Here is a 26,176-nt window from a genome sequence, read left to right on the forward strand (position 1 = left end):
GAATTAATCCTAAATTTCCATTAAAGGGATTCTTGCTTTGTCCGGAGTGCAACAGACCTCTTACTGCCAGTGTATGTAAAGGACGTTCTGAACATTACTCGTATTACCATTGTATTAGTCCTTGCAAGGGTAGATATCGTTTGGAGGAAGCGGAAACAGCATTTGTTTCTTTTTTAAAGAGCATCAGTCTCAAAAAACCTGTTCTTGAACTTTTACAGATTATTATTAAAGACCAACTAAAAAAGCAGCTCCAAACTACTAAACTGGGTCCTAAGCATTACGAAAAAGTGACTCTTATAAGTAATAAGCTTATAAAGCTTCAGGATTTATTCATTGATGGGCAAATAAATAAAAAAGAGTATTCACAAGCTAAAAAAAGGTATCAGGATATACTTGATGAGCTTCAGTGTTTAGAAGAGAATCAAAATAAACAGAAAGATATTTTTGAAACCTACAAAAAAGGATTGTCTAACTTACAAAACTTTGATAAACAATATATTGAAGGTGATATACACAACAAAAGACTCCTTACCGGTTTGATGTTTCCAAATAAATTCAGTTTTCAAAATAAAAAAGTTCAAACCGCTGATATCAACCCATTGCTTTTAAAAATATCCAGTATTAATAAGGGTTTTGAAACAAATAAGAAACGGGACAATTCTTATATTAAGAATTTGTCCCGTTCAGTGACCGCGAAGGGATTCGAACCCCCAACCCTCAGAGCCGAAATCTGATATTCTATCCAGTTGAACTACGCAGCCAATATTTATTTTTACAATGTATCCTTTAAAAATTCTCTTCCACTTCCTTATGTAAACATTTAGGCTTAGGCCAATTTAGCTTTCACTAAAGTTGAAATGGTCTTACCATCAGCTTTTCCTGCTAATTGTTTACTAACCGCACCCATAACTTTACCCATATCTTTCATGCCGTCTGCACCAATTTTCCGAATGATCTCAACCACAACTTTTTCTATTTCCTCTTCACTAAGTGACTCTGGTAAAAATTGACTTATTACGTCTGCTTCTGCCAATTCTGGAGCCGCCAAATCTTCTCTCCCTTGTTCTAAATAGATGGCAGCACTATCTTTACGCTGCTTCACTTGTTTTTGAAGTAACTTAAGCTCTTGCTCTTCAGTTAATTCAGCCGCTGCGTCACTTTCTGTTCGAGCTAATAAAATAGCCGACTTTACAGCTCTTAACGCTGTTAGTGCCGTGGTATTTTTCTCCTTCATAGCAATTTTCATTGCGGTCATGATATCTTCTTGTAAACTCATCGTCTTTGTAAATAATTAATAGAATGCGAAGATACTAAGAAAATAAGATTTGTGCCTTGACCAACTTAAAAATTTTTGATAAAGAAAAACCCCGAAAAGATGAGGGAACTTAACGGGGTTAAATAAAAACCTTGTAGGTTAAAAAGTTTTCCTTTTAGTCAACATTATCATGTAAAAATGAATTGTTGTTTCTTAATTGAACTTCATCATTATCATCAAGACCAATACTCGTTCTTGAGATATCGGTTTCTGAAGAATGCTTTACTTCATTTAAATCAACACCTTGACGCTTATATGCTGGTACTTTTTCAATATCATCAATCTTAGCGTTGTTGAATTTATAATTAAAATCCTTCATTTTACGTCTGCGCTCTGCTGCGCGTTCTTTAAGCATTTCAGAAATAGGCGTGTTCATTGGGTCTATGTCTTCTTCTACTTGTTTTTCAGGTTCTGTTGCTATAACTTTCTTTTCAAAAACAACTTCTTGGTCAAAACCCTCCATGATTTCTTCCTTAACTTCCTTTTGTTGTTTATTCATGGATGATTCTACTTCAACATAGTCATCTAATGCGTAACGCACATCGCCATTCTCATTTGTCTCATTTACTGTAACTAATTCAACATAATCATTTACAGAAATATCTTTTAATTCTTCGTCATCAAGCTTGTATTCAATAACATCTTCCTTATTCTCTTTATCAACGTCATTATTTGAAATTGGCAAATCGAACGTTAAGGTAATTTGTTGCTCTTCGTCTGTTTCTTCTACTTCAGAAATCATAGTTGTAACCGGCTTGATAATAAAATCATCCTCATCCTGAACATTCGCTTTTAGCGCTTCGTAGTCCACACTAATATTTTTTATATGCTCTGTAGTAGGAATTAATTCATTTTCATTTGATATAGTCTCTGATTTCTTAGTTAGGGCTTGTTTTTCGTGATTATTTTCTTCATTACAATCTTCAAGATCTAAAACATGTTTAACCGGCAGCTCCTTTTTCTCTAATTCTATACTAGGCGCTATAATAACAGGTTCTTTATCTCTAGGCGCAAAATCTTGATCTTCTAAAGAATGAATCACTTTTTTTGTTTCAGTATTAGAAATCTCATCTTGCTGTTCTACATTAAACCCTGTCGCAATAATGGTTACGGCAATAGACTCTTCTAAGGCTTCATCTTCTCCAACACCCATAATAATATTAGCACCGTGCCCAGCTTCATCTTGAATATGATCGTTAATTTCGCCTATTTCATCAATGGTAATTTCATGAGAACCAGAAACGATAAGCAGCAAGACATTCTTAGCTCCGGTTATTTTATTATCATTAAGTAAAGGGGAATCTAAAGCTTTTCTTATGGCATCTTGAGCACGATTTTGTCCTGACGCTAAAGCAGAACCCATAATAGCAGTTCCGCTATTACTCAATACAGTTTTAGCATCACGTAAATCGATATTTTGTGTGTAGTGGTGCGTAATAACTTCTGCAATACCACGAGCAGCGGTAGCTAACACTTCATCTGCTTTTGAAAAACCAGCTTTAAATCCCAGATTTCCATAAACCTCACGAAGTTTATTATTATTTATAACAATTAAAGAATCTACAACACTTCTTAAGTTTTCAATCCCTTTTTGAGATTGTTCAATACGCATTTTTCCTTCAAACTGAAACGGCATCGTAACAATACCAACCGTTAAAATGTCTAAATCTTTAGCCATTTTAGCAATTATAGGTGCAGCACCCGTACCTGTTCCGCCACCCATTCCTGCAGTAATAAAAACCATTTTAGTATTAGAGTCTAACATTTGTGTAATGTCATCAAAACTTTCTAAGGCAGATTGTTCCCCAATATCTGGGTTAGCTCCAGCTCCTAACCCTTCTGTTAAATTGACTCCTAATTGTATTTTATTGGGTACACCACTATTTTGAAGCGCTTGTGCATCTGTATTACAGATATAAAAGTCTACCCCCTTAATGCCTTGTTGGAACATGTGATTTATGGCATTACTGCCACCACCTCCAACACCAATAACTTTAATGACATTTGATTGGTTTTTTGGTAAATCAAATGCGATACTTTCGAATTCTTTTTTGCTGCTCATAAATTCTGTTTTACTGGTATTAATACTAATTTCTTTTATTATTCAATGGATGGCTTTATTCTTTTTTGATGCTTTCTCTATTCTGCATTATCTAAAAAATCTTTTACTCTCTCTGTTAATTTATCAAGAAAAGAGCGTCTTTCTTTCAATGGTTTTTCATCTAAAAGTTCTTCAGGCTTTAAATCTTCTAACTTTGCCTCTTCAATTTCTTCTGCACGTTTTCTGTCTTGACGCTTTAATCCATCAAGCACTAAACCTACAGCGGTGGCATATAACGGACTCGTTACGTCTTCGTCGCTATCCCCTGCTAAATGTTCGTTTGGATACCCAATTCTGGTATCCATGCCTGTAATGTATTCAACTAATTGCTTTAAGTGCTTTAATTGACTTCCACCACCGGTTAAAACAATACCTGCTATTAATTTTTTCTTCTGCTCTTCGTGCCCGTAATTTTTAATTTCCACATACACTTGCTCAACAATTTCAATAACGCGAGCATGTATTATTTTTGAGAGATTTTTTAAGGTAATTTCTTTCGGTTCTCTACCGCGTAATCCTGGAATAGAAACAATTTCATTGTCTTTATTTTCTCCTGGCCATGCAGACCCAAACTTTATTTTTAATAATTCGGCTTGTTTCTCTATGATAGAACAACCTTCCTTGATATCTTCTGTAATCACATTTCCTCCAAAAGGAATGACGGCGGTATGCCGAATGATGCCATCTCTGAAAATGGCTAAATCGGTGGTTCCACCACCTATATCAATAAGTGCAACGCCGGCTTCCTTTTCTTCTTGACTCAATACGGCATTTGCAGATGCTAAGGGTTCAAGCGTTATGCCTTCTAAATTTAAACCAGCACTTTGTACACAACGACCAATATTTCTAATGGATGACACTTGGCCAACTACCACATGAAAATTAGCTTCTAAACGTCCCCCATACATACCAATAGGCTCTTTAATTTCGGCTTGCCCATCTACTTTATATTCTTGCGGTAATACATGGATAATTTCTTCTCCTGGAAGCATCACTAACTTATGAACCTGATTGATGAGTTTATCAATATCACTTTCGTCTATAACCAAATCTGAATTTGCTCTGGTAATATAATCACTATGCTGAAGGCTTCTAATATGTTGACCTGCAATACCAACCGTTACCCCTTCAATTTTAGTTTCTGAAGCCACTTCTGCTTCTTGAACAGCTTGCTGTATAGACTGTATGGTTTGCGTAATGTTATTTACGACCCCACGATGAACACCTAAGCTTTTAGATTTTCCGATACCTAAAATCTCAACTTTTCCGTATTGATTTTTACGACCAATCATGGCCACAATCTTTGTGGTTCCTATGTCTAATCCTACTGCTATATTATGCTCCATTGTTTACGTTTTGGTACACACTACTTGATTATCAAATTGTAAATTAACTTTACTGTAATTATTAAGCGTTTTATCATGTAGGTTTTTTTGATAGAATGCTTTAAGATTATTAATTTTTTTATCTAAAAAATTGACCTTACCCAATTTTACAACGAAATTACATTGACGAAGTTTTAGATATAATGTCTCATCAACATCTTGTCTAATTTCAATAACATTTTTCGTCAAAAACTCATCTTCTTTAATTTTTTTGGCAACGGTATAAACATTTTTCAATGAATTCTTTTTTATAAATCCAGTTACCAAAGGCACTCTTGCCGTAAAATTGTTTGACAAAGGCATAAAAAATCCTTCGTCATCAATGTAATAAGACTCATGAGTGCTAACTCTTGCTATAGGTGTTTTTTGTTCAACATCAGCCCTAACTGTTCCATTTACAGTTATATACACCTCAGCTGACTTAATCATTTGATTAGAATTTAGGGACTTCTCTAGTTGATTCAAATCTAAAGTTTCTTTGGATAAATTTTTAACACTACTTTGATTTTGTATTAACAATTTACTAACAGTCTCATGGGTGACAAAAAGATTGTTTTCTCCCTTAAATCGAATCTCTACACGAGACACTTTTCTTACTGCATTCCTATTGGAAGCAAATGCAAACAAGAATATCACGACGGATAAAAGCACGATCATTTTTATATAATTCCAATTAACTCGCAATGCTAAATTCTTTTTTAATGTTATTAATTTCTTCTCCAATATCACCAGCACCAATAGTTAACAGAACTTCTGCTTTACTAGCGTGTATTTTTGATAACAGGTCTGTTTTACTTATAAGCTGTTTATTTGGATTCTTTATTTTATTTAACAACCAGGCTGACGAAATACCCTCGATAGGCAGTTCTCTTGCCGGGTAAATATCCAGCAGCATAATTTCATCAAACTGCGATAAGCTTGTCGCAAACTCATCACCAAAATCTCTGGTTCTACTGAATAAATGAGGTTGAAAAATGGCTAAAACTCGTTTCCCTGGATACATTTCGGTAACCGCTTGATACACCGCATTAATCTCTTCGGGGTGATGCGCATAATCATCGATAAAAACAAAATCATTTGTTTTTATATGGTATGTAAATCTTCGTTTAACACCTTTATACAATGCTAATGCTTTGGCGAGCTGCTGGTGAGGGCAACCATACTCGACAGCCATCGCCAAAGCTATTAATGCATTCGACAAATTATGTCTACCAGGCAGGTTAAAAACTAAATTTTCAAGTATGGTCTTTGGTGTTTTTACATCAAAAACATAAGCACCATTTTGTATTTTTATATTTTGAACGGAATAATCTGAATCGTCTTCAATTCCGTACGTTATTCCTTGTAATGGAAGTCCGTTTTTTACAAATAATTTCCCTGTTGGTTTTACGCGTTTTGAGAAATCTATAAATGATTGTATTAAATGTGAGGCATCGCCATAAATATCTAAATGATCGGCATCCATTGATGTTATACAAGCCATATCGGGGGATAAGGTTAAAAACGAACGATCAAATTCATCTGCTTCTACAACCGAAACTTCGGTGCCGTTAATAATTATATTTGAATTATAATTTTCACTAATACCACCTAAAAACGCTGTTAACGGAACATCACATTGAAATAATAAATGCCCAAGAATACTCGTTGTAGTTGTTTTACCATGAGTGCCAGCTACTGCAAGACAAAATGTGTTTTCTGTAATTATCCCAAGAACTTCAGAGCGTTTTAAAACTTTAAATCCATTGGCTTTAAAATAGGTTAACTCACTATGATTTTTAGGAACCGCTGGTGTATAAACCACCAATGTGTTATCAGGATTTAAAAACCGTTTGTCAATATGTTCTATAGAATCATTAAAGTAAACGTTAATGCCTTGTGCTACTAACGTATTGGTTAACTCTGTAGACGTTTTATCATAACCAGCAACATACTTGTTATTTGCATAAAAATATCGGGCTAAGGCACTCATACCAATACCACCAATACCTATTAAATAAACGTTATGTATGCTATTTAGATTCATTTTATTTTTTTAGAAGTTTAATAACTTCATCTCTTATATCTTTTGTAGCATTAACTAATGCTAATTTCTTAATATTTGCTCCTAATTGCTTTTGCTTTTGTGGTGATTGAATTAATTGTGAAAATTTATTTTCAAAATCAACATCTAAGACATCTTCATTAATAATCATAGCGGCATCCTTTTCAACAATGGCCATGGCATTTTTTGTTTGATGATCTTCAGCAACATTGGGAGATGGAATAAAAATCACAGGCTTCCCAACAATACATAACTCTGAAACTGAGCTAGCTCCTGCTCTAGAAATAATAATATCGGCCGCTGCATATGCAAAATCCATATTATTTAAAAATGGATAGACCTGCACATCTTTAGTATTACTATAAATTTTATATTGAGAATAATACAGTTTGCCACATTGCCAAATAATCTGAACATTCTGCGTATCTAGAAAATCTAATTCGGTTTCAATTAAACTATTAATATTTCTGGCTCCTAAACTTCCTCCTAAAACCAATAAGGTATATTTTCCGTGTTTTAAATTGAAAAAATCTTTAGCTTCAACAGTTTTACTATCTATATTTAGCAAATCTTGACGAACAGGATTACCGGTTTTTATTATTTTTTCTTTTGGGAAAAACCGTTCTAAATTATCATAGGCTACACAAATTTTTTGAACCTTTTTAGATAATAATTTATTGGTAATTCCCGGATATGAATTTTGCTCTTGTATTAAACAAGGAATATGATTTGAAGCCGCTACATATAATAATGGTCCACTTGCAAATCCACCAGTACCAATAGCGACATCTGGCTTAAATGATTTTATAATTTTTCTTGCATTCCATAAACTACTTATAAGTTTAAAAGGAAACATCGCATTTTTTAGTGTGAGTTTTCGTTGAATACCTGTAATCCAAAGTCCTTTAATATTATAACCAGCTTGTGGCACCTTTTCCATTTCCATTCTATCTTTAGCGCCCACAAATAAAAACTCAGCATCTGGAAACTGTTCTTTCAAACTATTTGCAATAGCAATGGCAGGATAGATATGTCCACCTGTTCCGCCTCCTGAAAGAATAATTTTATATGCTTTTTGTTTTTCTGACACTCGTTTACAATGTTAAATTGTTTCTGATAAAATTTCTAATGGGTTGTCCTCACTATTTTCAAATTCTTTTATTTCTTCTCTTTTTGAACTGACACTTAATATAATTCCGATGGCTAAACAGGTCATCCAAATGGATGTCCCTCCGCTACTAATAAGCGGTAGCGTTTGTCCAGTTACTGGAAATAACTCAACAGCAACTCCCATATTTATCATAGCTTGAAATATTATGGGAAGTCCAACACCAAGCACTAACAACTTGCCGAAAATTGTATCTGCTTTTTGAGCTACGATTATAACTCTAAATAATAACCACATGTACAGAATAATGATTGAAAATCCGCCAATCAATCCATATTCTTCAATGATAATGGCAAAAATAAAATCGGATGATGACTGTGGTAAAAAATTCTTCTGTATACTCTTTCCTGGTCCAACACCCTGAATACCTCCAGAGGCAATCGCTATCTTTGCTTTTTCTATTTGGTAATCGGCTTCTGAGTCTTCGCCATTAGTAAAACTTTCTAATCGGCTCATCCAGGTATCTACTCTATTTGGCATAACATCGGGAAATGCTTTTGCAACTAAAACAAACAGGGTTAAAGCAAGCAAACCAGAGCCTATAATTACAAGTAAGTAACGTATTGGATAACCTCCCAAGAACACCAACACAACAACCATTACAAACATAATGGCTGCGGTTGAAAAGTTAGCTGGCAGGATTAAAACCAATATTAAAAAAACAGGTAACCACAGGGGCAAGATCGAAGCCTTAAATGTTATATCATTATCTTGCATTTTTGACAAGTATCTCGCTACATAAACCATTAAAACCACGGATGCTAACGTTGATGTTTGAAATGACATGCCAACTATAGGAATTTGAATCCACCTACTGGCATTAGCACCATCTATAGTCACACCTTGAAACATGGTTACTGCTAACAATACCAAAACTATAGGAATCATTATTATTGATAATCCTCTAAAATATCTATATGGGATTTTATGAACCCCATACATAATTGAAAACCCTAAAAACAAATGCATAAAATGTTTTACAAAAAATGAAAACGTATTTCCGTTTCCGCCAGTATAGGCTAAATTACTTGCAGCACTATAAACAGGTAAAAACGAAAAAATGGCTAACAATGCGACGATTGCCCAAATTAATCGATCTCCTTTTATGTTTTTAAATAGTGTTTGCATTTTTATGCCTCTATTAATTTTATAGGTTTCTTACAGATGCTTTAAATTGACGTCCTCTATCTTCATAGTTTTCAAACAGATCAAAACTGGCGCAAGCTGGCGATAACAATACGGAGTCTCCAGATTCAGCAATTTTATATGCAATCTTAACAGCTTCAGACATAAATTGAGTTTCAACAATAATATCCACCATATTACCAAACGTATTCATAAGCTTTTCATTATCAACACCCAAACAAATAATAGCCTTTACTTTTTCGTTTACAAAAGGGAATAACTCTTCGTAATTATTGCCCTTATCTTGTCCGCCAACAATCCAAACCGTAGGCGCATCCATACTCTCTAAAGCATAATAGGTTGCATTAACATTGGTTGCTTTTGAATCATTAATATATTGCACTTTATTAATCTTTAACACATGCTCTAATCGATGCTCAACACCTTGAAAATTCTCTAGACTTTCTCTTATGGTTTGCTTTCTGATTTTTAATAAATGAGCTACTGTTGAAGCAGCCATAGCATTTTTAATATTGTGTTTTCCTTCTAAAGCTAGATTTGATGTTGGCATAATTATTTGGTTGTTATCAATTGTTATTGTTATGTTATTGTTTTTTAAATACGCGCCGTTTTCAATAGTTTTTGTTAGTGAAAATGGCAATAATGTTGATTGAACTTTGTTATTTTTTAACCACTCTAAAATCACATCATCATCTGCATCATAAATCAAATAATCGTCTTTTGTTTGATTCTCTGCGATTCTGAATTTTGAAGCGATATAGTTTTCGAACTTATAATCATATCGATCTAAATGATCTGGTGTTATATTAGTAATTATCGCAATGTGCGGTTTGAAATCGACAATGTCGTCTAACTGAAAACTGCTGATTTCTAACACATAGTTTTTATAATCCTTTTCAAGAATCTGCTTTGCAAAACTATCGCCAATATTCCCAGCCAATCCCACATTTAATTCCTGTTTTAAAATATGATGTGTTAATGTTGCCGTGGTTGTTTTACCATTGCTACCTGTGATTCCTACAATAGTTGCATTCGTATATTTTGCTGCAAATTCAATTTCAGAAACCACTAAAACCCCGTTCTCTCTTAGCTTTTTTACCAACGGAACTTTATCAGGTATTCCGGGACTTTTCATAACAAGGTCTGCATTCAGAATTTTTAATTCTGTATGATTCCCTTCTTCCCATTCAATCTCATTATGTATAAGAACGTGTTTATATTTTTCTTTAATTGCTCCTTTGTCTGAAACAAAAACGTTATAGCCTTTTGCCTTTCCTAAAAGCGCTGTACCTACACCACTTTCTCCTCCACCTAGAATCACCAATCGTTTCATCTATCTAATTTTCAAGGTCACGATAGATATGATGGCTAGCAAAATGCCTACAATCCAAAAACGAGTGACTATTTTACTTTCATGATATCCTGATTTTTGGTAGTGATGATGTAATGGTGACATTTTAAAAATGCGTCTTCCTTCACCATATTTTTTCTTAGTGTATTTGAAATAACTCACCTGCATAACTACCGACAAATTTTCTGCTAAGAATATGCCACACAACACAGGAATAAGCCATTCTTTTCTAACGGCTATTGCAATAACCGCGATAACCCCTCCAATGGTTAAGCTTCCTGTATCACCCATAAAAACCTGAGCCGGGTATGCATTGTACCAAAGAAACCCAACAAGCGCTCCAACAAAAGCAGCGATGTAAATGGTAATTTCTTCTACTCTTGGGATATACATGATATTCAAGTAATCTGAAAAAATGATATTACCAGAAACCCATGCGAAGATTCCTAAAGTAAGAACGATGATAGCCGAGGTTCCTGCAGCCAAACCATCTATACCGTCGGTTAGGTTTGCCCCGTTTGAAACGGCCGTAATTATAAATATGGTAGCGAGTATAAAAATTATCCAGGCATACTTATCTAAACCTGGGCTTATCCATGTAATGAGGTCTGAGTATTCAAATTCATTTCCTTTTACAAAGGGAATGGTTGTCTTAGTTGACTTTTCCTCATTTTTAAAAAGTTTTGTTGGTGATACATTGGCATCTGCGGCTAGCATTTCCTGCTGTACTTGAATAGGTAACTTTTCCTTTATGGTTACATCTTTATGAAAAAAGAGCGTAGTACCGACAATAATTCCTAAGCCAATTTGACCAAGCACCTTAAATCGCCCTTTTAAACCATCCTTATCTTTTTTGAATTTTTTAATATAATCATCAATAAACCCAATGGTTCCCATCCAAACGGTAGTAACGATAAGTAAGATGATATAAACATTTTCTAATTTAGCTAGTAATACAACGGGGATTAATGTTCCTAAAATAATGATGAATCCACCCATGGTTGGTGTACCTGCTTTTTCCCGCTGACCATCAAGACCAAGATCACGTATGGTTTCACCAACTTGTAACCTTTGTAAAAAACGGATAATGCGTTTTCCATAAATGGTAGAAATAAGCAATGATAATATCATAGCCAAAGCAGCTCTAAAGGTTAAAAACCCAAATAGCGATGCGCCAGGTAATTGAAATTGCTTTTCTAAATATTCAAATAGGTAATACAGCATATTATTTTTGTAACTGTTTTAAAAATTCTTGTACTATTTTATAATCATCAAAATCAAAACGTTCTCCTTTAATTTCTTGATAGGTCTCATGACCTTTTCCTGCTATCAAAATGATATCATTTGGTCGCGCCAATTGACATGCCGTTTTAATAGCCTGTTTTCTATCAACTATAGAAACTACTTTTTTCACATTTTGAGGCTCAACCCCTTTTTCTATTTCTTCAATTATTGATTCTGGTTCTTCACTTCTTGGATTGTCACTTGTAATAATCACCTTTGTACTTAATGCAGAAGCTATATTTCCCATTGAAGGTCTCTTTGTTCTATCTCGATCACCACCACAACCAACAACTGTAATTAATTCTTCATTTTTGGTTCGAATACTATTAATAGTCTCTAACACATTTTTAAGGGCATCTGGTGTATGCGCATAATCAACAATAGCGGTAATTTTTTCCTCTGAAATCAAATATTGAAAACGACCACTTACACTTTCTAAACTACTTATTAATTGAAGCGTTTCAGTTTTATCAAGCCCTAGTAAATCTGCAGTACCATAAATAGCAAGCATATTATAGGCATTAAAACTTCCTATAAGTTTTGTCCATACCTCACTATCATTTATTTTTAATAGCAACCCACCAAATTCATTCTCTAATATTTGAGCCCTGTATTCTGCATAGGTTTTTAAAGCATACGTGTATTTTCTGGCTTGCGTATTTTGAAGCATTACTAAACCGTTCTTATCATCAATATTTACCAATGCAAAAGCAGTTGAAGGAAGATTATCAAAAAAAGATTTTTTAACATCTCTGTATTCTGCAAATGTCTTGTGATAATCTAAATGATCATGACTTAAATTAGTGAAAATTCCACCTGCAAACTGTAACCCCTCCGTTCTAAATTGATGAATTCCGTGTGAGCTCACTTCCATAAAACAAAACTCTACCCCTTCATCATTCATTTCTTTTAAATACTTGTTAATAGTTAAAGAATCTGGCGTGGTATGCGTCGCTTTATATTCCTTAGTATCAACTAATATTTTTACTGTTGAAAGCAGTCCAACTTTATATCCAGCTTTTTTAAATAGTTGATACAGCAATGTTGCAACGGTTGTCTTACCATTCGTTCCTGTTACACCCACAAGTTTTAAATTTTCCGAAGGAACCTTATAATAATTTGAAGCCATATGAGCCAATGCATGAGATGCATTTTCAACTTCTATATAAGTAACATCATTATGGAAATCTTGAGGAAGCTTTTCACAAACGATAGCTAAAACCCCTTTTTCAATAGCTTTTTCTATAAAATTATGACCATCAGTCATCGTTCCCTTAATAGCAACAAACACATCATTTGCACTCACATGTCTTGAATCAAAATGAATCGCATTAATATCTACAAACGTGCTTCCTACCACGGCATTTATAGTAACCTTATACAATATGTCTTTTAAAGCTATCACGAAATATCTAGTACAACTGTTTGATTTTTATTTATTTTTTTGCCTTTTTCAATAGATTGTCCTTTAACAATGCCAACACCTGTCATCTTAACCTTTAAACCCATATTTTCTAAAAGGACGACAGCATCCATAGTTGGTAATCCCACAACACTTGGCATAATAGTTTTATAGGTTTGCGCCGTATTATAAAACTCTTCAAATTCCTTTTCTGCAGATGCGTAATTAACCTTTAAAGATTCTATTTCGTCAATAATAGGTGTATCTGTAAAAATCTTTTGTGCTATTTTTTTAAATACAGGACCCGATACGTCTGCTCCATAATACCCAATACCTTTTTCAGGTTCGTGAATAACAACAATGCATGAATATTTTGGGTTATCGGCAGGAAAATATCCGGCAAACGACGAGATATAATTAAGTTTTTCTTTATCCCTGTAATCCTTTTGACAAGTCCCTGTTTTTCCTGCCATTGAAAAGTTTTCTGAATACAGCTTATGACCTGTACCATGTTCCTTTTCAACCACATTTTTAAGTAATTGTTTTACTTTTAAAATGGTTTCCTTAGAACATATCTGTTTGTTTAAAACCTCTTTTTTAAATGGCACTATGACGTTGTCAAATTCTCTAACTTCTTTTAAAAACTGAGGTTTTAACATTTCACCATCATTGGCAATAGCATTATAAAAAGTAAGGGTTTGAAGCGGTGTAAACTGAACTCCATAACCAAAAGCCATCCATTGTAAAGCGATACCACTCCATCGACCGTTTTTAATTCTGGGATCTGGGATAATAGGTTTAGGCTCCCCAATAATGGGAAGATCCAAATCATTATTAAGATTCATGGCATAAAGCCTATCTACAAACTTCTCTGGGTTTTTAGAATAAGCGCCATCAATAGCTTTTACAATACCTGTATTTGAAGACACCTCAAACGCTTCTGAAATTGAAATTTTACCGTAACCACCTCGATGAGAATCTCTCACTTTTTTTCCGTAGAATGACACGACTCCTTTTTCTGTATCTACAACATCACTGGTATCAATCACTTTATCTTCTAATGCTGCTGTAACAGCCATCAATTTAAATGTAGAACCAGACTCATGACTTTCGCCTACAGCGTAATTAAGTCTTTCGTAATAATATCCTTCTTTATTTCTTCCAAGATTTGATATGGCTTTTACTTCTCCTGTCTTGGTTTCCATAACAACCACACAACCGTGATCTGCTTTATATTTTTCTAACTGTTCCAACAATGCATGATGTGCTATATCTTGTATGTTCACATCTATAGTGGTATACACATCATATCCGTCTTGAGGGTCAATTTGATTATAATCTACAATGGGTTTCCATTGTCCTTTACCTATTTGTTGTTTAGCTCTCTTACCATCTTTACCTCGCAAATATTTTACGCCATAAGCACCATCAATACCTGCTCTTGTTACATTACCTTGATCATCAAACCTTTCATAGCCTATAGAACGCTGTGCAATACCACCCATTGGATGCTCCCGCTTTGTTCTTTGCTCAACAATTAATCCGCCTTTAAACGCTCCAAGTTTCAGCATTGGAAAACTCCTCATTTTAATATAATCTGAGTACCCTATATTTCTTGCTAAAAGAAAATAGCGATTCCTATTAGCTCTCGCTTTTCTTATTTTATTTTGAAAATAACTGGACGGTTTACCATAAAATTTTGATAACGAATCAGATAATGGTTTTAAATATTTTTCGAATGTTTTGTTAGAAGGCGTTAACGCATCTATTCTTATATCATATTTTGGAATAGACGTTGCCAACAAATTCCCATTAGCGGAATACACATTCCCCCTATTCGCAGGAATGGCTACATCTTTTATAATACGTTCTTCTGCTAAAGCTCTATACTTATCCCCTTGTGCAAATTGAATAGTAGACAGTTTAAACACCACTGCTAAGCAGAATATGAACATACATGCAGCTATAAAATACAATCGGTTTAATATGTTTTTCTCGTTAACTGCCAAGGTCCTTTTTATTACTGTGTTTTAACTTTTATTTTTTTTGGAGGAATTACAGAGGGGGCTATTCCTTTTTTACTCATTACTTTTATAACCTCTGATTCCATTTTAAGTCTCATAAGTTTTGAGCGACTATCTATAAACTCTGACCTCATTTCATTCACTTCATTTTTCAATCGTGCAATTTCATATACCTTCTTATCTGCACTATGAGAACTTGCAATCATAACGATAGCCAAGCATGATATGAAAATGATGAGTCTCCAGTTTTTAAAAGAGTCATCACTTACTAAAAAAGTTCCTTTTAAAATGCTATAAATACTTTTTTTCATTTATATCTTTTCAGCTATTCTGAGTTTAGCACTTCTCGCCCTGCTATTTGCTTTTATCTCTTCTTTTGATGGAACTATTAGTCCATTTACTTTTTTTAATGGCACTTCAAAATTCCCAAAAACGTCTCGCTCTGGTTCACCTTCAAATAATCCATTTCTTATAAAACGCTTAACCAATCTATCTTCTAATGAGTGATATGAAATAACACTTAATCTTCCTCCTTGATTTAAAAGTTCAGGTGTTTGCTCTAAAAACTCTTTTAATGCTTCAATTTCCTGATTAACCTCAATTCTAATGGCTTGATAAATTTGAGCCAACACTTTATTCTCATGTCTTGGCGGTAAAAACTTTTTCAATATTAATTTTAACTGCTCACTAGTTTTAATAACCTGTTCTTTTCTTTGTTCAACAATCACTTTAGCCATTGCAGAAGCTGCTCTTAATTCACCATATTGATAAAAAACGTTTCTTAATTGCTCTTCATCATATTCATTAACAACATGATAGGCAGACAATTGATTTTTTTGATTCATTCTCATATCTAAATCGGCCTCAAAACGCGTAGAAAAACCACGTTCTGCAATATCAAATTGATGCGATGACACGCCAAAATCAGCTAAAATCCCATCTACTTTTTTAATACCATAAAATCTCAAAAATCGTTTAACAAACCTGAAATTTTCATTAATTAAAACAAACCTATCGTCGTCTATTGTATTTACAAGAGCATCTTGATCTTGATCAAAAGCAAACAACTTTCCGTTTTCTCCAAGCTGTTTCAATATTTCTTTACTATGTCCACCACCTCCAAAAGTGACATCAACATAAATCCCGTTTTCTTTGATATTTAAACCTTCTACGGTTTCTCTTAGCAATACAGGGTTATGATACTCCATAGTCATCATCATCTTGTCCCATAACTTCTTCAGCTAGATCTGCAAAATCTCCAGTAGCATCATCAATAGCCTTTTCATACTTGTCTTTATCCCAGATTTCTATAATATTTATAGCAGAAGACACTACAATATTTTTTGAAATATCTGCAAAAACAGTTAAATCTTTTGGTATTAACAAGCGGCCATTTGAATCTATTTCAACTACTTTTACACCTGCTGTAAAACGACGAATAAAATCATTATTCTTCTTTTTGAATTTATTTAATTTGTTAACCTTTTGCATTAAAATTTCCCACTCAGACATAGGATACAACTCTAAACACGACTGAAAAACAGCACGTTTTAACACGAACCCATTTTGAAGAACAGGGCTTAACTGTTTTTTTAATGCTGAAGGCAACATAAGTCTTCCTTTAGCATCAACCTTACATTCGTATGTTCCTATTAATGAATTCAAAAGCGGCTATTTCTAGATTTTTTCTTTAATATTCAAATATATTGAAAATTTTACCACTTTTTACCACAATATACCACTTTGTTGATAATTTTTCGATTAATGGTATGTCGCAACCATCCTTTTTTTTGAAAGACGTGCTTAAATACTTGTTTTCAAGAGTTTATAAACTTTCAATCGAAAGCTTTTAAAATGTTAACATCTCTTAACTCAATATTTGCCTTAGAAGAGGAATTTAATAGTTAAAATATCAATGAAATAACTATATTTGTTTTCAACACAACTGTTAGACTAGTTAAATATGCATCTTTTAAAAAAAGAAAAAAATTACAGTTATATTGAAGTTGGAGAAGGCACACCAATAATAATTCTTCATGGTCTTATGGGTGGTTTAAGTAATTTTGATTCTGTTACTAAACATTTTAGTCACAAGGGTTATAAAATTATCATTCCAGAATTACCAATTTATTCCATGTCTTTACTTAAAACTAACGTTAAAAGTTTTGCTAAATACTTACACGATTTTATAGAATTTAAAGGATTCAACGATGATGTTATTTTATTAGGAAATTCACTTGGAGGTCATATAGGCTTATATCATACAAAATTATATCCTAAAAAAGTAAAAGCGCTAGTAATTACTGGAAGTTCTGGTTTATATGAAAGCGCTATGGGAGGCGGCTATACAAAACGCAGTGATTATGAAGTTATTAAAAAGAAATCACAAGACGTTTTTTATGACCCTGAAGTGGCGACTAAAGAAATAGTTGATGAAGTTTATGAAACCGTAAATGATAGGAATAAGCTCATTAAGACCTTAGCCATTGCAAAAAGTGCTATTAGACATAACATGGCGCATGATTTGCCAAAAATGAAAACACCAACATGTATCATTTGGGGTAAAAATGATACAGTCACACCTCCAGAAGTTGCAGTAGAATTTAATAGTTTATTACCAGATTCTGATTTATTCTGGATAGATAAATGCGGGCATGCTGCTATGATGGAACACCCAGAAGAATTTAATGAAATTCTTGAATCTTGGTTAACTAAAAGAAATTTTTAAAATTTCAAATCAATTTGTATGTTAGTTAAATCTGCTGAATTTGTAATGAGCAATTCTGATGTGGCAAAATGCCCAAAAAACAGATTGCCAGAATATGCGTTTATTGGCAGAAGTAATGTTGGTAAGTCGTCACTGATCAATATGCTTACCGGCAAAAAAAGTTTGGCTAAAACATCTGGAAGGCCTGGAAAAACACAACTTATTAACCATTTTTTAATTAATAAAAACTGGTTTTTAGTCGATTTGCCTGGTTATGGGTACGCTAAGGTTTCTAAGAGTGCGAAAAAAGTATTTCAAAAATTTATCACCCAATATTTCAGTTTAAGGGAACAATTGGTTTCAGCATTTGTTTTGGTTGATATACGCCACGAACCCCAACCCATTGATTTAGAATTTATGCAATGGCTGGGAGAAAACAGCATTCCTTTCTCAATTATATTTACAAAAGCAGATAAACTAAAACCAAAGGCCATTGATAACCATATTGATACATACAAATCTATTTTACTGGAAACCTGGGAAGAGATGCCTAATTATTTTATAACTTCTTCTTCAAAAGACCTTGGTAAGGATGATGTTTTAAATTATATTGAACAGCTCAATGATAGTTTTATAACAGACTAAATACGCGCTTTAGCAGATACATTAAATTCTTGAATTTAACTTAGCAAATCGAAAACACACAGCACGATAAAAAATGATACAATATTCTGAAATCAAACCAGTTGAGTTCATTGAATAATTGCGTTAATTTCTTCTACTTTTTTAATACATAATTATTTTTTTACAGTCGCTACCTTCTTAATATTGAATGACGTTTTTAAATCTTGAAGCACATTAATCGCTTCTTCAATATACACGTCTTGACTTAAGCTTTTATGCCAACGATCACGTTTTTCTTTTAAATCGGTTGTGTCCTTAGTAAAAAGACTTTTTTCATAATTAGTCGATTCAAAAGTCAGGTTTGTTTTGTAATTATTTAATTCTTCAAAACGATCACCTTCTTCTTCATCCTGAGCTAATTTAGCTTTATACTTTTCATAATTAAGTGGAAGCTCCGTATCGTCAATCTTATTCTTTAACCATTGAGCGTTCTCCTCAATAAGTTTTAACTGAGGATTGTTTTTCATCCGATTATTGCTGTTTTGTATTGTTTCGTCATAATCAAAATAACGATTCCAGAGTGTATATTTTGCAGCATCAATCTCATCCCAAGGTAACGGATTTTCTTTGTCCTTTTCTCCAACATCAATGTAGCTAAACTTACCAGGAACCACAACATCACTTTTAACACCTTCTAACTGAACCGAACCACCATTTATACGATAGTACTTTTGGGTTGTTAAAGCCAAAGCACCTAAATCGCCACTGGTATTATTACGCACCCAACTATTTAAATTTAATACATTTTGAACCGTACCCTTTCCATATGTTTGTTTACTGCCAATAATAATAGCTCGTTTGTAATCTTGCATAGCTGCCGACATAATTTCTGAAGCTGAAGCAGATAATTCATTTACTAATATTACTAAAGGCCCATCCCAAACTATGGATTTATCTCGATCTTCTAATATTCGTTTTGGTTCGCCTGTTGAGCGTACCTGAACGACGGGTCCGTCTTCAATAAATAATCCAGCCATATCAACTACTGCAGGTAACGATCCACCACCATTATTACGTAAATCTAAAACTAAGCCTTGCATACCTTCTTTTTTCAGTTGCTCAATTTCTCTCTTTACATCTATTGCCGCATTTAATTTTTTATAATTATTAAAATCTAAATAAAAACTCGGCAAGTCTATCACTCCAAACTTGACATTATCCTTTTCAACCAGAGAAGCCTTTGCATAGGTCTCGTCTAATTGAATAATGTCTCTTGTAAGCGTAACATCTTTAATAGTACCATCAATTTTTTTAATAGTAAGTGTAACTTTAGTGCCTTTTGGTCCTTTTATGTAAGTAATAGCATCACTTAAAGGCATACCCACAATACTTAATGGTATCTCTTCATCTTCTTGTTTTACTTTTAAAATAACATCTTCAACTTCTAACTCATTACTACGCCAGGCAGGACCACCGGAAATTAATTTAACAATTTTAACGTAATCCATTCGTTTTTGCAACTGCGCCCCTATTCCTTCTAATTTACCAGACATCCTAGTATCAAATAAATCTTTACTTCTTGCTCCTAGATAATACGTGTGCGGATCAAATTCTCCAACAATGGTATTCACATAAATCTCAAACCAATCTTCTCGTTTTTGGTCATCAATAGTATCATTAAAGTAAATATCGATAGATTTTAATGTAGCCTCTCTCGCTTCTTTTTCTATTTCTTCTTCAGACTTCATGATATAGGAGGAATCTTTTTCTTTTGCCATTTTTTCTTGAACACGAATATCATCATAATTAGAAATGGTTGAATATTTAAGTTGCATTCTCCAACGATCGATCATTTCCTTTTTATTTTTCACAAAACCAACGTTATCATAATCTAAATCAAAGACTTCATCTTTTGAATAATCAAAAGGTTGCGACAATACTTCCTTATAAATTTCTTTTGCTTCTTCAATACGCTTTAGAATACGTTGATGCGTTACATTAAAAAACGTAATATCATATATCTTTAATTGATCATCAATATTGGTTTCAAACCTTTTAAAATCATTAATATCAGATTCATAAAAATAACGTTTTACGGGATCAAGATTTTCAACATAATCCTTAAAAAGTTCTTTTGAAAAATCATCATTTATCTCTATTGGATCGAAATGACCAGATTGCAACACGTAGGTTATGACTTGTATTAACAATTTATCTTTATCTGGATCGGCAAAAGTTTTGGTAGTAAAACTACAAGATGCAAAAGCTAACAACAATAGCAATAACAATACTTTATAGTTCCTTTTCATAATATTTTTCATTTTTATTTTCAAATTTATAACTCTTTAACTTACTTGTTATTAATAAAAAACATCAATCACATAATAACTCATAAAAAGAGAAAACGTTTATTTTGACTAAAATAAAGAAAAAACCATGCCAATAAAGTTATAATGATACTAATTTTTTGTTAAACCAAACAATTTGAGCAATTGCAGAGTAATTTATGTATTTTTGCGCTGTTTTTACATGACAAGCCATGAAGAAAAAGCCGCTTATTTTAGTTACAAATGATGATGGAATTAATGCCCCTGGAATTAGAACTCTAATTGAAGTTTTAAATACTATTGGTGATGTTGTCGTTGTAGCACCCGATAGTCCGCAAAGCGCCATGGGTCATGCGATAACTATTGATTATACATTGTATGTTGAAAAAGTCGTTATAGATAGTGATAAACAAATTGAATATAGCTGTTCTGGAACACCTGCAGATTGTGTAAAAATTGGAATAAGAGAAGTACTTGACAGAAAACCAGACCTTTGTGTTTCTGGAATTAATCACGGTTCTAACTCGTCTATTAATGTTATTTATTCAGGCACTATGAGTGCTGCCATTGAAGCGGGTATAGAAGGCATTCCAGCTATTGGATTTTCATTACTTAATTATAAGTGGAATGCAGATTTTAGTGCAACTAAAACTTATGTTAAGACAATTACCGAAAATGTTTTAAAATATGGATTACCTAATGGTATTGTTCTCAATGTTAATATTCCAGATATTAAAGAAAAAGACATTAAAGGTATTAAAATATGCAGGCAAGCTAAAGCCAATTGGGTTGAAGAGTTTGATAAAAGAAAGAGTCCTCAAGGTAGAGATTATTATTGGCTTACCGGAAAATTTGTTAATTTAGATAAAGGAGAAGATACCGACGAATGGGCACTTGAAAATGGATATGTTTCTGTGGTTCCGGTACAGTTTGATTTAACAGCTCATCATTATATTCAAAATTTAAACACTTGGGATTTAAATGATTAAAAAAGATGTAATTATAGGATTATTTGTTGGCTTAATAGCAAACGCCATAGGGCTATTTTTGGCTGCTACCATTTTAGGAAATGGTGATGATTTCTTTACGGTGATTAAAGCGGCATCTGCCGAAGGCTTTTTAGGAAAACTAATTAGCTTAGGTGCCATTTTAAATTTAGTCACTTTCTTTATTTTTATAAAGAAAAAGCAAGATTACAGAGCTCGAGGTGTCTTATTAATTACTGTATTTGTAGCGGTTTTAACATTTGTTTTTAAAGTATTATAAGTTATTATTCTTTAAATGAAATACCCATTAACAAAACTTTCAATCCAGCCCAGAATGGTTATTTGGGTATCGCATCTGACCTCTAAAACAATAAATACAAACAGATGAATTATTATATCATAGCGGGAGAAGCCTCAGGTGACTTACATGGTTCAAACCTTATGAAAGCATTACTAAAAGAAGATGTTAATGCGGATTTTAGGTTTTGGGGTGGGGACCTTATGCAAGAAGTTGGAGGGACCTTAGTAAAGCATTACAAAGAACGCGCTTTTATGGGTTTTGCTGAAGTAATTCAAAACCTATCTACCATATTTAAAGACATTTCTTTTTGCAAAAAAGATATTGCCCAATTCAACCCAGATGTCATTATTTTTATTGATAATTCCGGATTTAACTTACGCATTGCAAAATGGGCAAAACAAGCGGGTTTTAGAACTAATTACTACATTTCTCCTCAAGTATGGGCCTCAAGAGCTCGTAGAGTAAAAGCCATAAAGCGAGACATTGATGCCATGTATGTAATATTGCCTTTCGTTAAACCCTTTTATAAGAAGTACGATTACAACGACGTGACCTTTGTGGGACATCCATTGATTGATGCCATTGCAGATAGAACTCAAGTTGATGAATTTGAGTTCAGAGCAGAATATGAATTAAACAGAAAACCCATCATAGCATTGTTACCTGGGAGCAGAAAACAGGAAATAAAAAATATGCTCTCTGTCATGTTAAGTTTAGTAGATTCGTATCCAGATTATCAATTTGTAATTGCCGGAGCACCAAGTCAAGATTATGAATTTTATAAACCATTTATAAACGCAGTAAATATTAAATTTATAGCTAATAAAACCTACGACTTACTTAGCGTCTCTTCGGCTGCCGTAGTTACTTCTGGCACAGCAACCTTAGAAACAGCTTTATTTAAGGTTCCACAAGTAGTATGCTATAAAGGTAGTGCCATATCATATCAAATTGCAAAACGCATTATTACACTTAAATTTATTTCGCTAGTTAATCTTATTATGGACAAAGAAGTTGTTAAAGAACTTATACAACATGATTTTAATACTAAAAATTTAAAAAGAGAACTTGATGTTATTTTAGATCCTTATCAGCGTACTAAATTTTTTATGAATTATTACGAATTAGAAAAAATTCTTGGTGGGAAAGGCGCTAGTGAAAAAACAGCTAAATTAATTTTTAATTCCATTAAAGATTAAATGATCTATGAAACAATTTATAATTTGTATTCTTACTATTCTTGCCTTAACCTCATGTAAATCTTCTAAGCAAAAAAAATCAAGTACAAAAGATTCTTCGAAAGCAATCATACAAACTACAAATAATACTGATGAAGAATTAACAAATATTCCTGAAATTACCTCAACGTCAGAAAGAAATACTATAACGGAAGCGATTGTTAATTATGCAAAACAGTTTCAAGGTGTGAAATATAAATTTGGAGGTACTACAAAAAAAGGAATGGATTGCTCTGGCTTAATTTATAAATCTTTTGGAGCTTATAATGTTGCCTTACCTAGAATCTCTAGAGATATGGCAAAAAACGGCAAAAAAATTTCTATTGATAGCGTTAAAACAGGGGACCTGCTTTTTTTTAAAACAAATTCTAGACGCAATACGATTAATCATGTTGGTTTAATAGTGACTGCCCTTCCCGGAAATATTGAGTTTATACATTCTACTTCAAGTCTTGGTGTTATTATTTCTTCGTTAGCTGAGCGTTATTGGTATTATTCTTTTATTGAAGCGCGCAGATTGTTGTAAGATATTTGCTATCTTTCAATTATTGATATTTAATGTTTAAAAGGATTCCCGCAATGTCCTTTATAAATATTTTGGGTATTTTTAAATTTGTTAATGGACATTTCATTCATGAAGCTTTTTAATTTTACAATTATTAAATTAACTATTTGCCTCATTGCAGGAATCATTATTGGCTATTTCTTCAATGTTTCGTTAAAATTTAATACATACGCATTAGTCTTCTTATTTATTATTCTAACGATACACTACCTTATTGCGAAAAACCGGTTTATAAAAACTATTTGGTTTGGATTAATAGCGTATACGATAACCATTTTTATTGGTGTCTTTGCGGTAAATATTCATAATCAAAGAAATCGTTCTACCCATTATACGAACAATATTAATATTGAGAATGACTCTATCAATAAAATTGTCTTCAGGATAAGAGAGGTTATAAAACCCAGTAAATATTCTGATAAATATATTGTTGATGTTCTTGAAACTAATGGTCTTAAAGTTTCTGGAAAATTGATTTTAAATATTCCGAAAGACGCTACTAACAATTTTAAAGTAGATCATGTTTTTTTAACTAAAAGTGTTTTCCAAGAAATAAAGCCTCCTTTAAATCCTGGTCAGTTTGATTACAAAGCTTATTTAAAAAAACAAGATATATATCATCAACTATATATTTCAAAACAGGAACTCTTAAAAATTAGTTCTAGTACAAATACGATATTTGGAATTGCTTATAAAATAAGACAACATATTAATTCAAAACTCAAAGCTTATCCTTTTAAACCAGATGAATTAGCCATTATTAATGCGATTCTTTTAGGACAAAGACAAGATCTTAGCGAAGATGTTTACAATAGTTACACCAATGCAGGAGCAGTACATATTTTAGCAATTTCAGGATTGCATATAGGTATTATTTTAATATTACTAAGCACCTTGCTCAAACCCATAGAACCATTTAAATATGGACTATATATTAAAACTATTATTCTTGTATTAATTTTATGGAGTTTTGCCATTATCGCAGGACTTTCAGCTTCAGTAACCAGAGCGGTAACCATGTTTAGTATTGTAGCTATAGGGATGCATTTAAAGCGTCCAGCTAATATCTATAATACATTAGCTATTTCTATTTTTATATTATTACTTTTTAAGCCTTTATTTCTTTTTGACGTTGGCTTTCAATTAAGTTATTTGGCTGTTCTAAGTATTGTTAGCGTAGACCCATATCTATATAAATTGTGGAAACCAAGAAACTGGTTATTAAAAAAATATTGGCACACATTTACTATTACTATTTCAGCGCAACTAGGAATACTTCCAATAAGTATATTCTATTTTAATCAGTTTCCAGGGTTGTTTTTTGTCTCAAATCTTATAATCATACCCGTACTCGGTCTAATTTTAGGGCTTGGCATATTAGTTATTATTTTAGCTGTAACTGATCTCCTTCCAGATTTTATCGCCACTCTTTTTGGAAATTGTATTACCGTTATGAATACTGTTGTAGGATGGGTTGCAAATCAGGATATTTTTTTAATAAAAAATATTTCATTTAGCTTAGTATATGTATTAGGGTCTTACCTTATAATTATTGCATTAACAAGAGTTCTAATTAAAAGAAATTATAGCCGTTTACTGTTTTTTCTTATCTCTATAATTATTTTTCAAGGCACATTTCTATATAATAAATTTGAGCCTCCAAAAAACAAGTTTTTAATATTCCACAAAAGTCGTTTTAGCATGATAGGAAAGGTTGCACCTAATCAACTTATTTTATATCACAATTTAGATAGTTTTGCTAAAAAGGATGATAGAACTGTACCAGATTATTTGGTTAAAAACCATATAGGTGATTTAAAAGAAGACACCCTAAGAAATTTATATCAATTTAAAAACAAAACACTTTTAGTAGTTGACAGTTTAGGAATATATAATTTAAAAAAACTTCACCCTGATGTTATATTACTTCGAAATTCTCCAAAAGTTAATTTAACAAGATTAATAGACTCCTTACGCCCAAACCTTATTATTGCGGATGGTAGCAATTTCAAATCCTATACTAACCGATGGAAAACAACCTGCGAAAAAGATAACGTTTCATTTCATTATACTGGTAATCAAGGCGCATATATTTTTAACAAGTGACTATACCATAAATTTAAATCATCTATTCATAATATTTTCATATGTCAGCATTACTAAATGTGCATTTTTTCATACATTTAAAAAACTTATTTAAGATTATAA

General features: G+C 32.8%; 22 protein-coding genes and 1 tRNA gene. 7 read left to right on the forward strand and 16 right to left on the reverse strand.

Features of this window, described 5'->3' with window-relative positions; all coding sequences use genetic code 11:
- Positions 1-687: 687 nt before the first annotated feature.
- From AC15TD_RS05470 to mraZ, 15 genes are all read right to left on the reverse strand, one after another.
- Positions 688-761, reverse strand: a tRNA-Arg gene (locus AC15TD_RS05470).
- Positions 762-826: 65 nt separating this feature from the next.
- Positions 827-1,276: a GatB/YqeY domain-containing protein gene (locus AC15TD_RS05475; protein ID WP_484451125.1), complete on the reverse strand. Its 450-nt coding sequence runs from the start codon at positions 1,274-1,276 to the stop codon at positions 827-829.
- Between the two features lie 154 nt (positions 1,277-1,430).
- On the reverse strand, positions 1,431-3,377 hold the full coding sequence (gene ftsZ / locus AC15TD_RS05480) for a cell division protein FtsZ (protein ID WP_484451126.1): 1,947 nt from the start codon (positions 3,375-3,377) through the stop codon (positions 1,431-1,433).
- A 77-nt stretch (positions 3,378-3,454) separates the two neighbouring features.
- On the reverse strand, positions 3,455-4,762 hold the full coding sequence (ftsA, locus tag AC15TD_RS05485) for a cell division protein FtsA (RefSeq protein WP_484451127.1): 1,308 nt from the start codon (positions 4,760-4,762) through the stop codon (positions 3,455-3,457).
- 3 nt (positions 4,763-4,765) lie between these two features.
- Positions 4,766-5,458: a cell division protein FtsQ/DivIB gene (locus AC15TD_RS05490; protein WP_484451128.1), complete on the reverse strand. Its 693-nt coding sequence runs from the start codon at positions 5,456-5,458 to the stop codon at positions 4,766-4,768.
- A gap of 16 nt (positions 5,459-5,474) precedes the next feature.
- Positions 5,475-6,827 carry a UDP-N-acetylmuramate--L-alanine ligase gene (gene murC, locus AC15TD_RS05495; RefSeq protein ID WP_484451129.1) on the reverse strand — a complete coding sequence of 451 codons (1,353 nt, stop codon included), beginning with the start codon at positions 6,825-6,827 and terminating at the stop codon, positions 5,475-5,477.
- Between the two features lies 1 nt (position 6,828).
- A complete protein-coding gene (murG, locus tag AC15TD_RS05500) occupies positions 6,829-7,935 on the reverse strand; it encodes an undecaprenyldiphospho-muramoylpentapeptide beta-N-acetylglucosaminyltransferase (protein WP_484451130.1) in 1,107 nt (368 codons plus the stop codon).
- Positions 7,936-7,947: 12 nt separating this feature from the next.
- Entirely contained in the window at positions 7,948-9,141 is a 1,194-nt protein-coding gene (locus AC15TD_RS05505; protein ID WP_484451131.1) for an FtsW/RodA/SpoVE family cell cycle protein, read from the reverse strand.
- Positions 9,142-9,160: 19 nt separating this feature from the next.
- A complete protein-coding gene (gene murD, locus AC15TD_RS05510) occupies positions 9,161-10,492 on the reverse strand; it encodes a UDP-N-acetylmuramoyl-L-alanine--D-glutamate ligase (RefSeq protein WP_484451132.1) in 1,332 nt (443 codons plus the stop codon).
- Positions 10,493-11,734 carry a phospho-N-acetylmuramoyl-pentapeptide-transferase gene (gene mraY / locus AC15TD_RS05515; RefSeq protein WP_484451133.1) on the reverse strand — a complete coding sequence of 414 codons (1,242 nt, stop codon included), beginning with the start codon at positions 11,732-11,734 and terminating at the stop codon, positions 10,493-10,495.
- A gap of 1 nt (position 11,735) precedes the next feature.
- On the reverse strand, positions 11,736-13,199 hold the full coding sequence (locus AC15TD_RS05520) for a UDP-N-acetylmuramoyl-L-alanyl-D-glutamate--2,6-diaminopimelate ligase (RefSeq protein ID WP_484451134.1): 1,464 nt from the start codon (positions 13,197-13,199) through the stop codon (positions 11,736-11,738).
- Entirely contained in the window at positions 13,196-15,151 is a 1,956-nt protein-coding gene (locus tag AC15TD_RS05525; protein WP_484451135.1) for a penicillin-binding protein, read from the reverse strand. Before AC15TD_RS05525 ends, AC15TD_RS05520 begins: the two co-directional genes overlap by 4 nt.
- 65 nt (positions 15,152-15,216) lie before the next feature.
- A complete protein-coding gene (locus AC15TD_RS05530) occupies positions 15,217-15,531 on the reverse strand; it encodes an FtsL-like putative cell division protein (RefSeq protein WP_484451136.1) in 315 nt (104 codons plus the stop codon).
- Positions 15,532-16,440, reverse strand: a complete 909-nt coding sequence (gene rsmH / locus AC15TD_RS05535) for a 16S rRNA (cytosine(1402)-N(4))-methyltransferase RsmH (protein WP_484451137.1) — start codon at positions 16,438-16,440, stop codon at positions 15,532-15,534.
- Complete coding sequence (gene mraZ, locus AC15TD_RS05540) at positions 16,415-16,885, reverse strand: division/cell wall cluster transcriptional repressor MraZ (RefSeq protein ID WP_484451138.1); 471 nt, start codon at positions 16,883-16,885, stop codon at positions 16,415-16,417. The genes rsmH and mraZ overlap by 26 nt, the downstream gene beginning before the upstream one ends.
- A gap of 298 nt (positions 16,886-17,183) precedes the next feature.
- Between mraZ and AC15TD_RS05545 the strand changes: the two genes are divergently transcribed.
- Complete coding sequence (locus AC15TD_RS05545; RefSeq protein ID WP_484451139.1) at positions 17,184-17,948, forward strand: alpha/beta fold hydrolase; 765 nt, start codon at positions 17,184-17,186, stop codon at positions 17,946-17,948.
- A gap of 18 nt (positions 17,949-17,966) precedes the next feature.
- A complete protein-coding gene (yihA, locus tag AC15TD_RS05550; protein WP_484451140.1) occupies positions 17,967-18,572 on the forward strand; it encodes a ribosome biogenesis GTP-binding protein YihA/YsxC in 606 nt (201 codons plus the stop codon).
- Positions 18,573-18,724: 152 nt separating this feature from the next.
- Here yihA and AC15TD_RS05555 read toward each other — a convergent pair whose 3' ends face one another.
- Entirely contained in the window at positions 18,725-20,860 is a 2,136-nt protein-coding gene (locus AC15TD_RS05555) for a carboxy terminal-processing peptidase (RefSeq protein WP_484451141.1), read from the reverse strand.
- A gap of 230 nt (positions 20,861-21,090) precedes the next feature.
- Between AC15TD_RS05555 and surE the strand changes: the two genes are divergently transcribed.
- The 5 genes from surE (at position 21,091) to AC15TD_RS05580 (ending at position 26,074) form a co-directional block, all read left to right on the forward strand.
- Complete coding sequence (gene surE, locus AC15TD_RS05560; RefSeq protein ID WP_484451142.1) at positions 21,091-21,867, forward strand: 5'/3'-nucleotidase SurE; 777 nt, start codon at positions 21,091-21,093, stop codon at positions 21,865-21,867.
- The gene (locus AC15TD_RS05565; RefSeq protein ID WP_484451143.1) at positions 21,860-22,144 is read left to right on the forward strand and encodes a hypothetical protein; all 285 of its coding nucleotides are present in this window, start codon (positions 21,860-21,862) and stop codon (positions 22,142-22,144) included. The genes surE and AC15TD_RS05565 overlap by 8 nt, the downstream gene beginning before the upstream one ends.
- 104 nt (positions 22,145-22,248) lie before the next feature.
- Positions 22,249-23,364, forward strand: a complete 1,116-nt coding sequence (gene lpxB, locus AC15TD_RS05570) for a lipid-A-disaccharide synthase (RefSeq protein WP_484451144.1) — start codon at positions 22,249-22,251, stop codon at positions 23,362-23,364.
- Positions 23,365-23,371: 7 nt separating this feature from the next.
- On the forward strand, positions 23,372-23,929 hold the full coding sequence (locus AC15TD_RS05575; protein ID WP_484451145.1) for a C40 family peptidase: 558 nt from the start codon (positions 23,372-23,374) through the stop codon (positions 23,927-23,929).
- 93 nt (positions 23,930-24,022) lie between these two features.
- On the forward strand, positions 24,023-26,074 hold the full coding sequence (locus tag AC15TD_RS05580; protein ID WP_484451146.1) for a ComEC/Rec2 family competence protein: 2,052 nt from the start codon (positions 24,023-24,025) through the stop codon (positions 26,072-26,074).
- The last annotated feature ends 102 nt before the right edge of the window (positions 26,075-26,176 follow it).

The organism is Yeosuana sp., assembly GCF_057126245.1.

Bases quoted from the DNA above. Each gene is read 5' to 3' on its own strand.
- AC15TD_RS05475 (WP_484451125.1), bottom strand. From the start codon at position 1,276: ATGAGTTTACAAGAAGATATCATGACCGCAATGAAAATTGCTATGAAG.
- ftsZ (WP_484451126.1), bottom strand. From the start codon at position 3,377: ATGAGCAGCAAAAAAGAATTCGAAAGTATCGCATTTGATTTACCAAAA.
- ftsA (WP_484451127.1), bottom strand. From the start codon at position 4,762: ATGGAGCATAATATAGCAGTAGGATTAGACATAGGAACCACAAAGATT.
- AC15TD_RS05490 (WP_484451128.1), bottom strand. From the start codon at position 5,458: ATGATCGTGCTTTTATCCGTCGTGATATTCTTGTTTGCATTTGCTTCC.
- murC (WP_484451129.1), bottom strand. From the start codon at position 6,827: ATGAATCTAAATAGCATACATAACGTTTATTTAATAGGTATTGGTGGT.
- AC15TD_RS05505 (WP_484451131.1), bottom strand. From the start codon at position 9,141: ATGCAAACACTATTTAAAAACATAAAAGGAGATCGATTAATTTGGGCA.
- murD (WP_484451132.1), bottom strand. From the start codon at position 10,492: ATGAAACGATTGGTGATTCTAGGTGGAGGAGAAAGTGGTGTAGGTACA.
- mraY (WP_484451133.1), bottom strand. From the start codon at position 11,734: ATGCTGTATTACCTATTTGAATATTTAGAAAAGCAATTTCAATTACCT.
- AC15TD_RS05525 (WP_484451135.1), bottom strand. From the start codon at position 15,151: ATGTTCATATTCTGCTTAGCAGTGGTGTTTAAACTGTCTACTATTCAA.
- AC15TD_RS05530 (WP_484451136.1), bottom strand. From the start codon at position 15,531: ATGAAAAAAAGTATTTATAGCATTTTAAAAGGAACTTTTTTAGTAAGT.
- rsmH (WP_484451137.1), bottom strand. From the start codon at position 16,440: ATGATGATGACTATGGAGTATCATAACCCTGTATTGCTAAGAGAAACC.
- AC15TD_RS05545 (WP_484451139.1), top strand. From the start codon at position 17,184: ATGCATCTTTTAAAAAAAGAAAAAAATTACAGTTATATTGAAGTTGGA.
- yihA (WP_484451140.1), top strand. From the start codon at position 17,967: ATGTTAGTTAAATCTGCTGAATTTGTAATGAGCAATTCTGATGTGGCA.
- AC15TD_RS05555 (WP_484451141.1), bottom strand. From the start codon at position 20,860: ATGAAAAGGAACTATAAAGTATTGTTATTGCTATTGTTGTTAGCTTTT.
- surE (WP_484451142.1), top strand. From the start codon at position 21,091: ATGAAGAAAAAGCCGCTTATTTTAGTTACAAATGATGATGGAATTAAT.
- AC15TD_RS05565 (WP_484451143.1), top strand. From the start codon at position 21,860: ATGATTAAAAAAGATGTAATTATAGGATTATTTGTTGGCTTAATAGCA.
- lpxB (WP_484451144.1), top strand. From the start codon at position 22,249: ATGAATTATTATATCATAGCGGGAGAAGCCTCAGGTGACTTACATGGT.
- AC15TD_RS05575 (WP_484451145.1), top strand. From the start codon at position 23,372: ATGAAACAATTTATAATTTGTATTCTTACTATTCTTGCCTTAACCTCA.
- AC15TD_RS05580 (WP_484451146.1), top strand. From the start codon at position 24,023: ATGGACATTTCATTCATGAAGCTTTTTAATTTTACAATTATTAAATTA.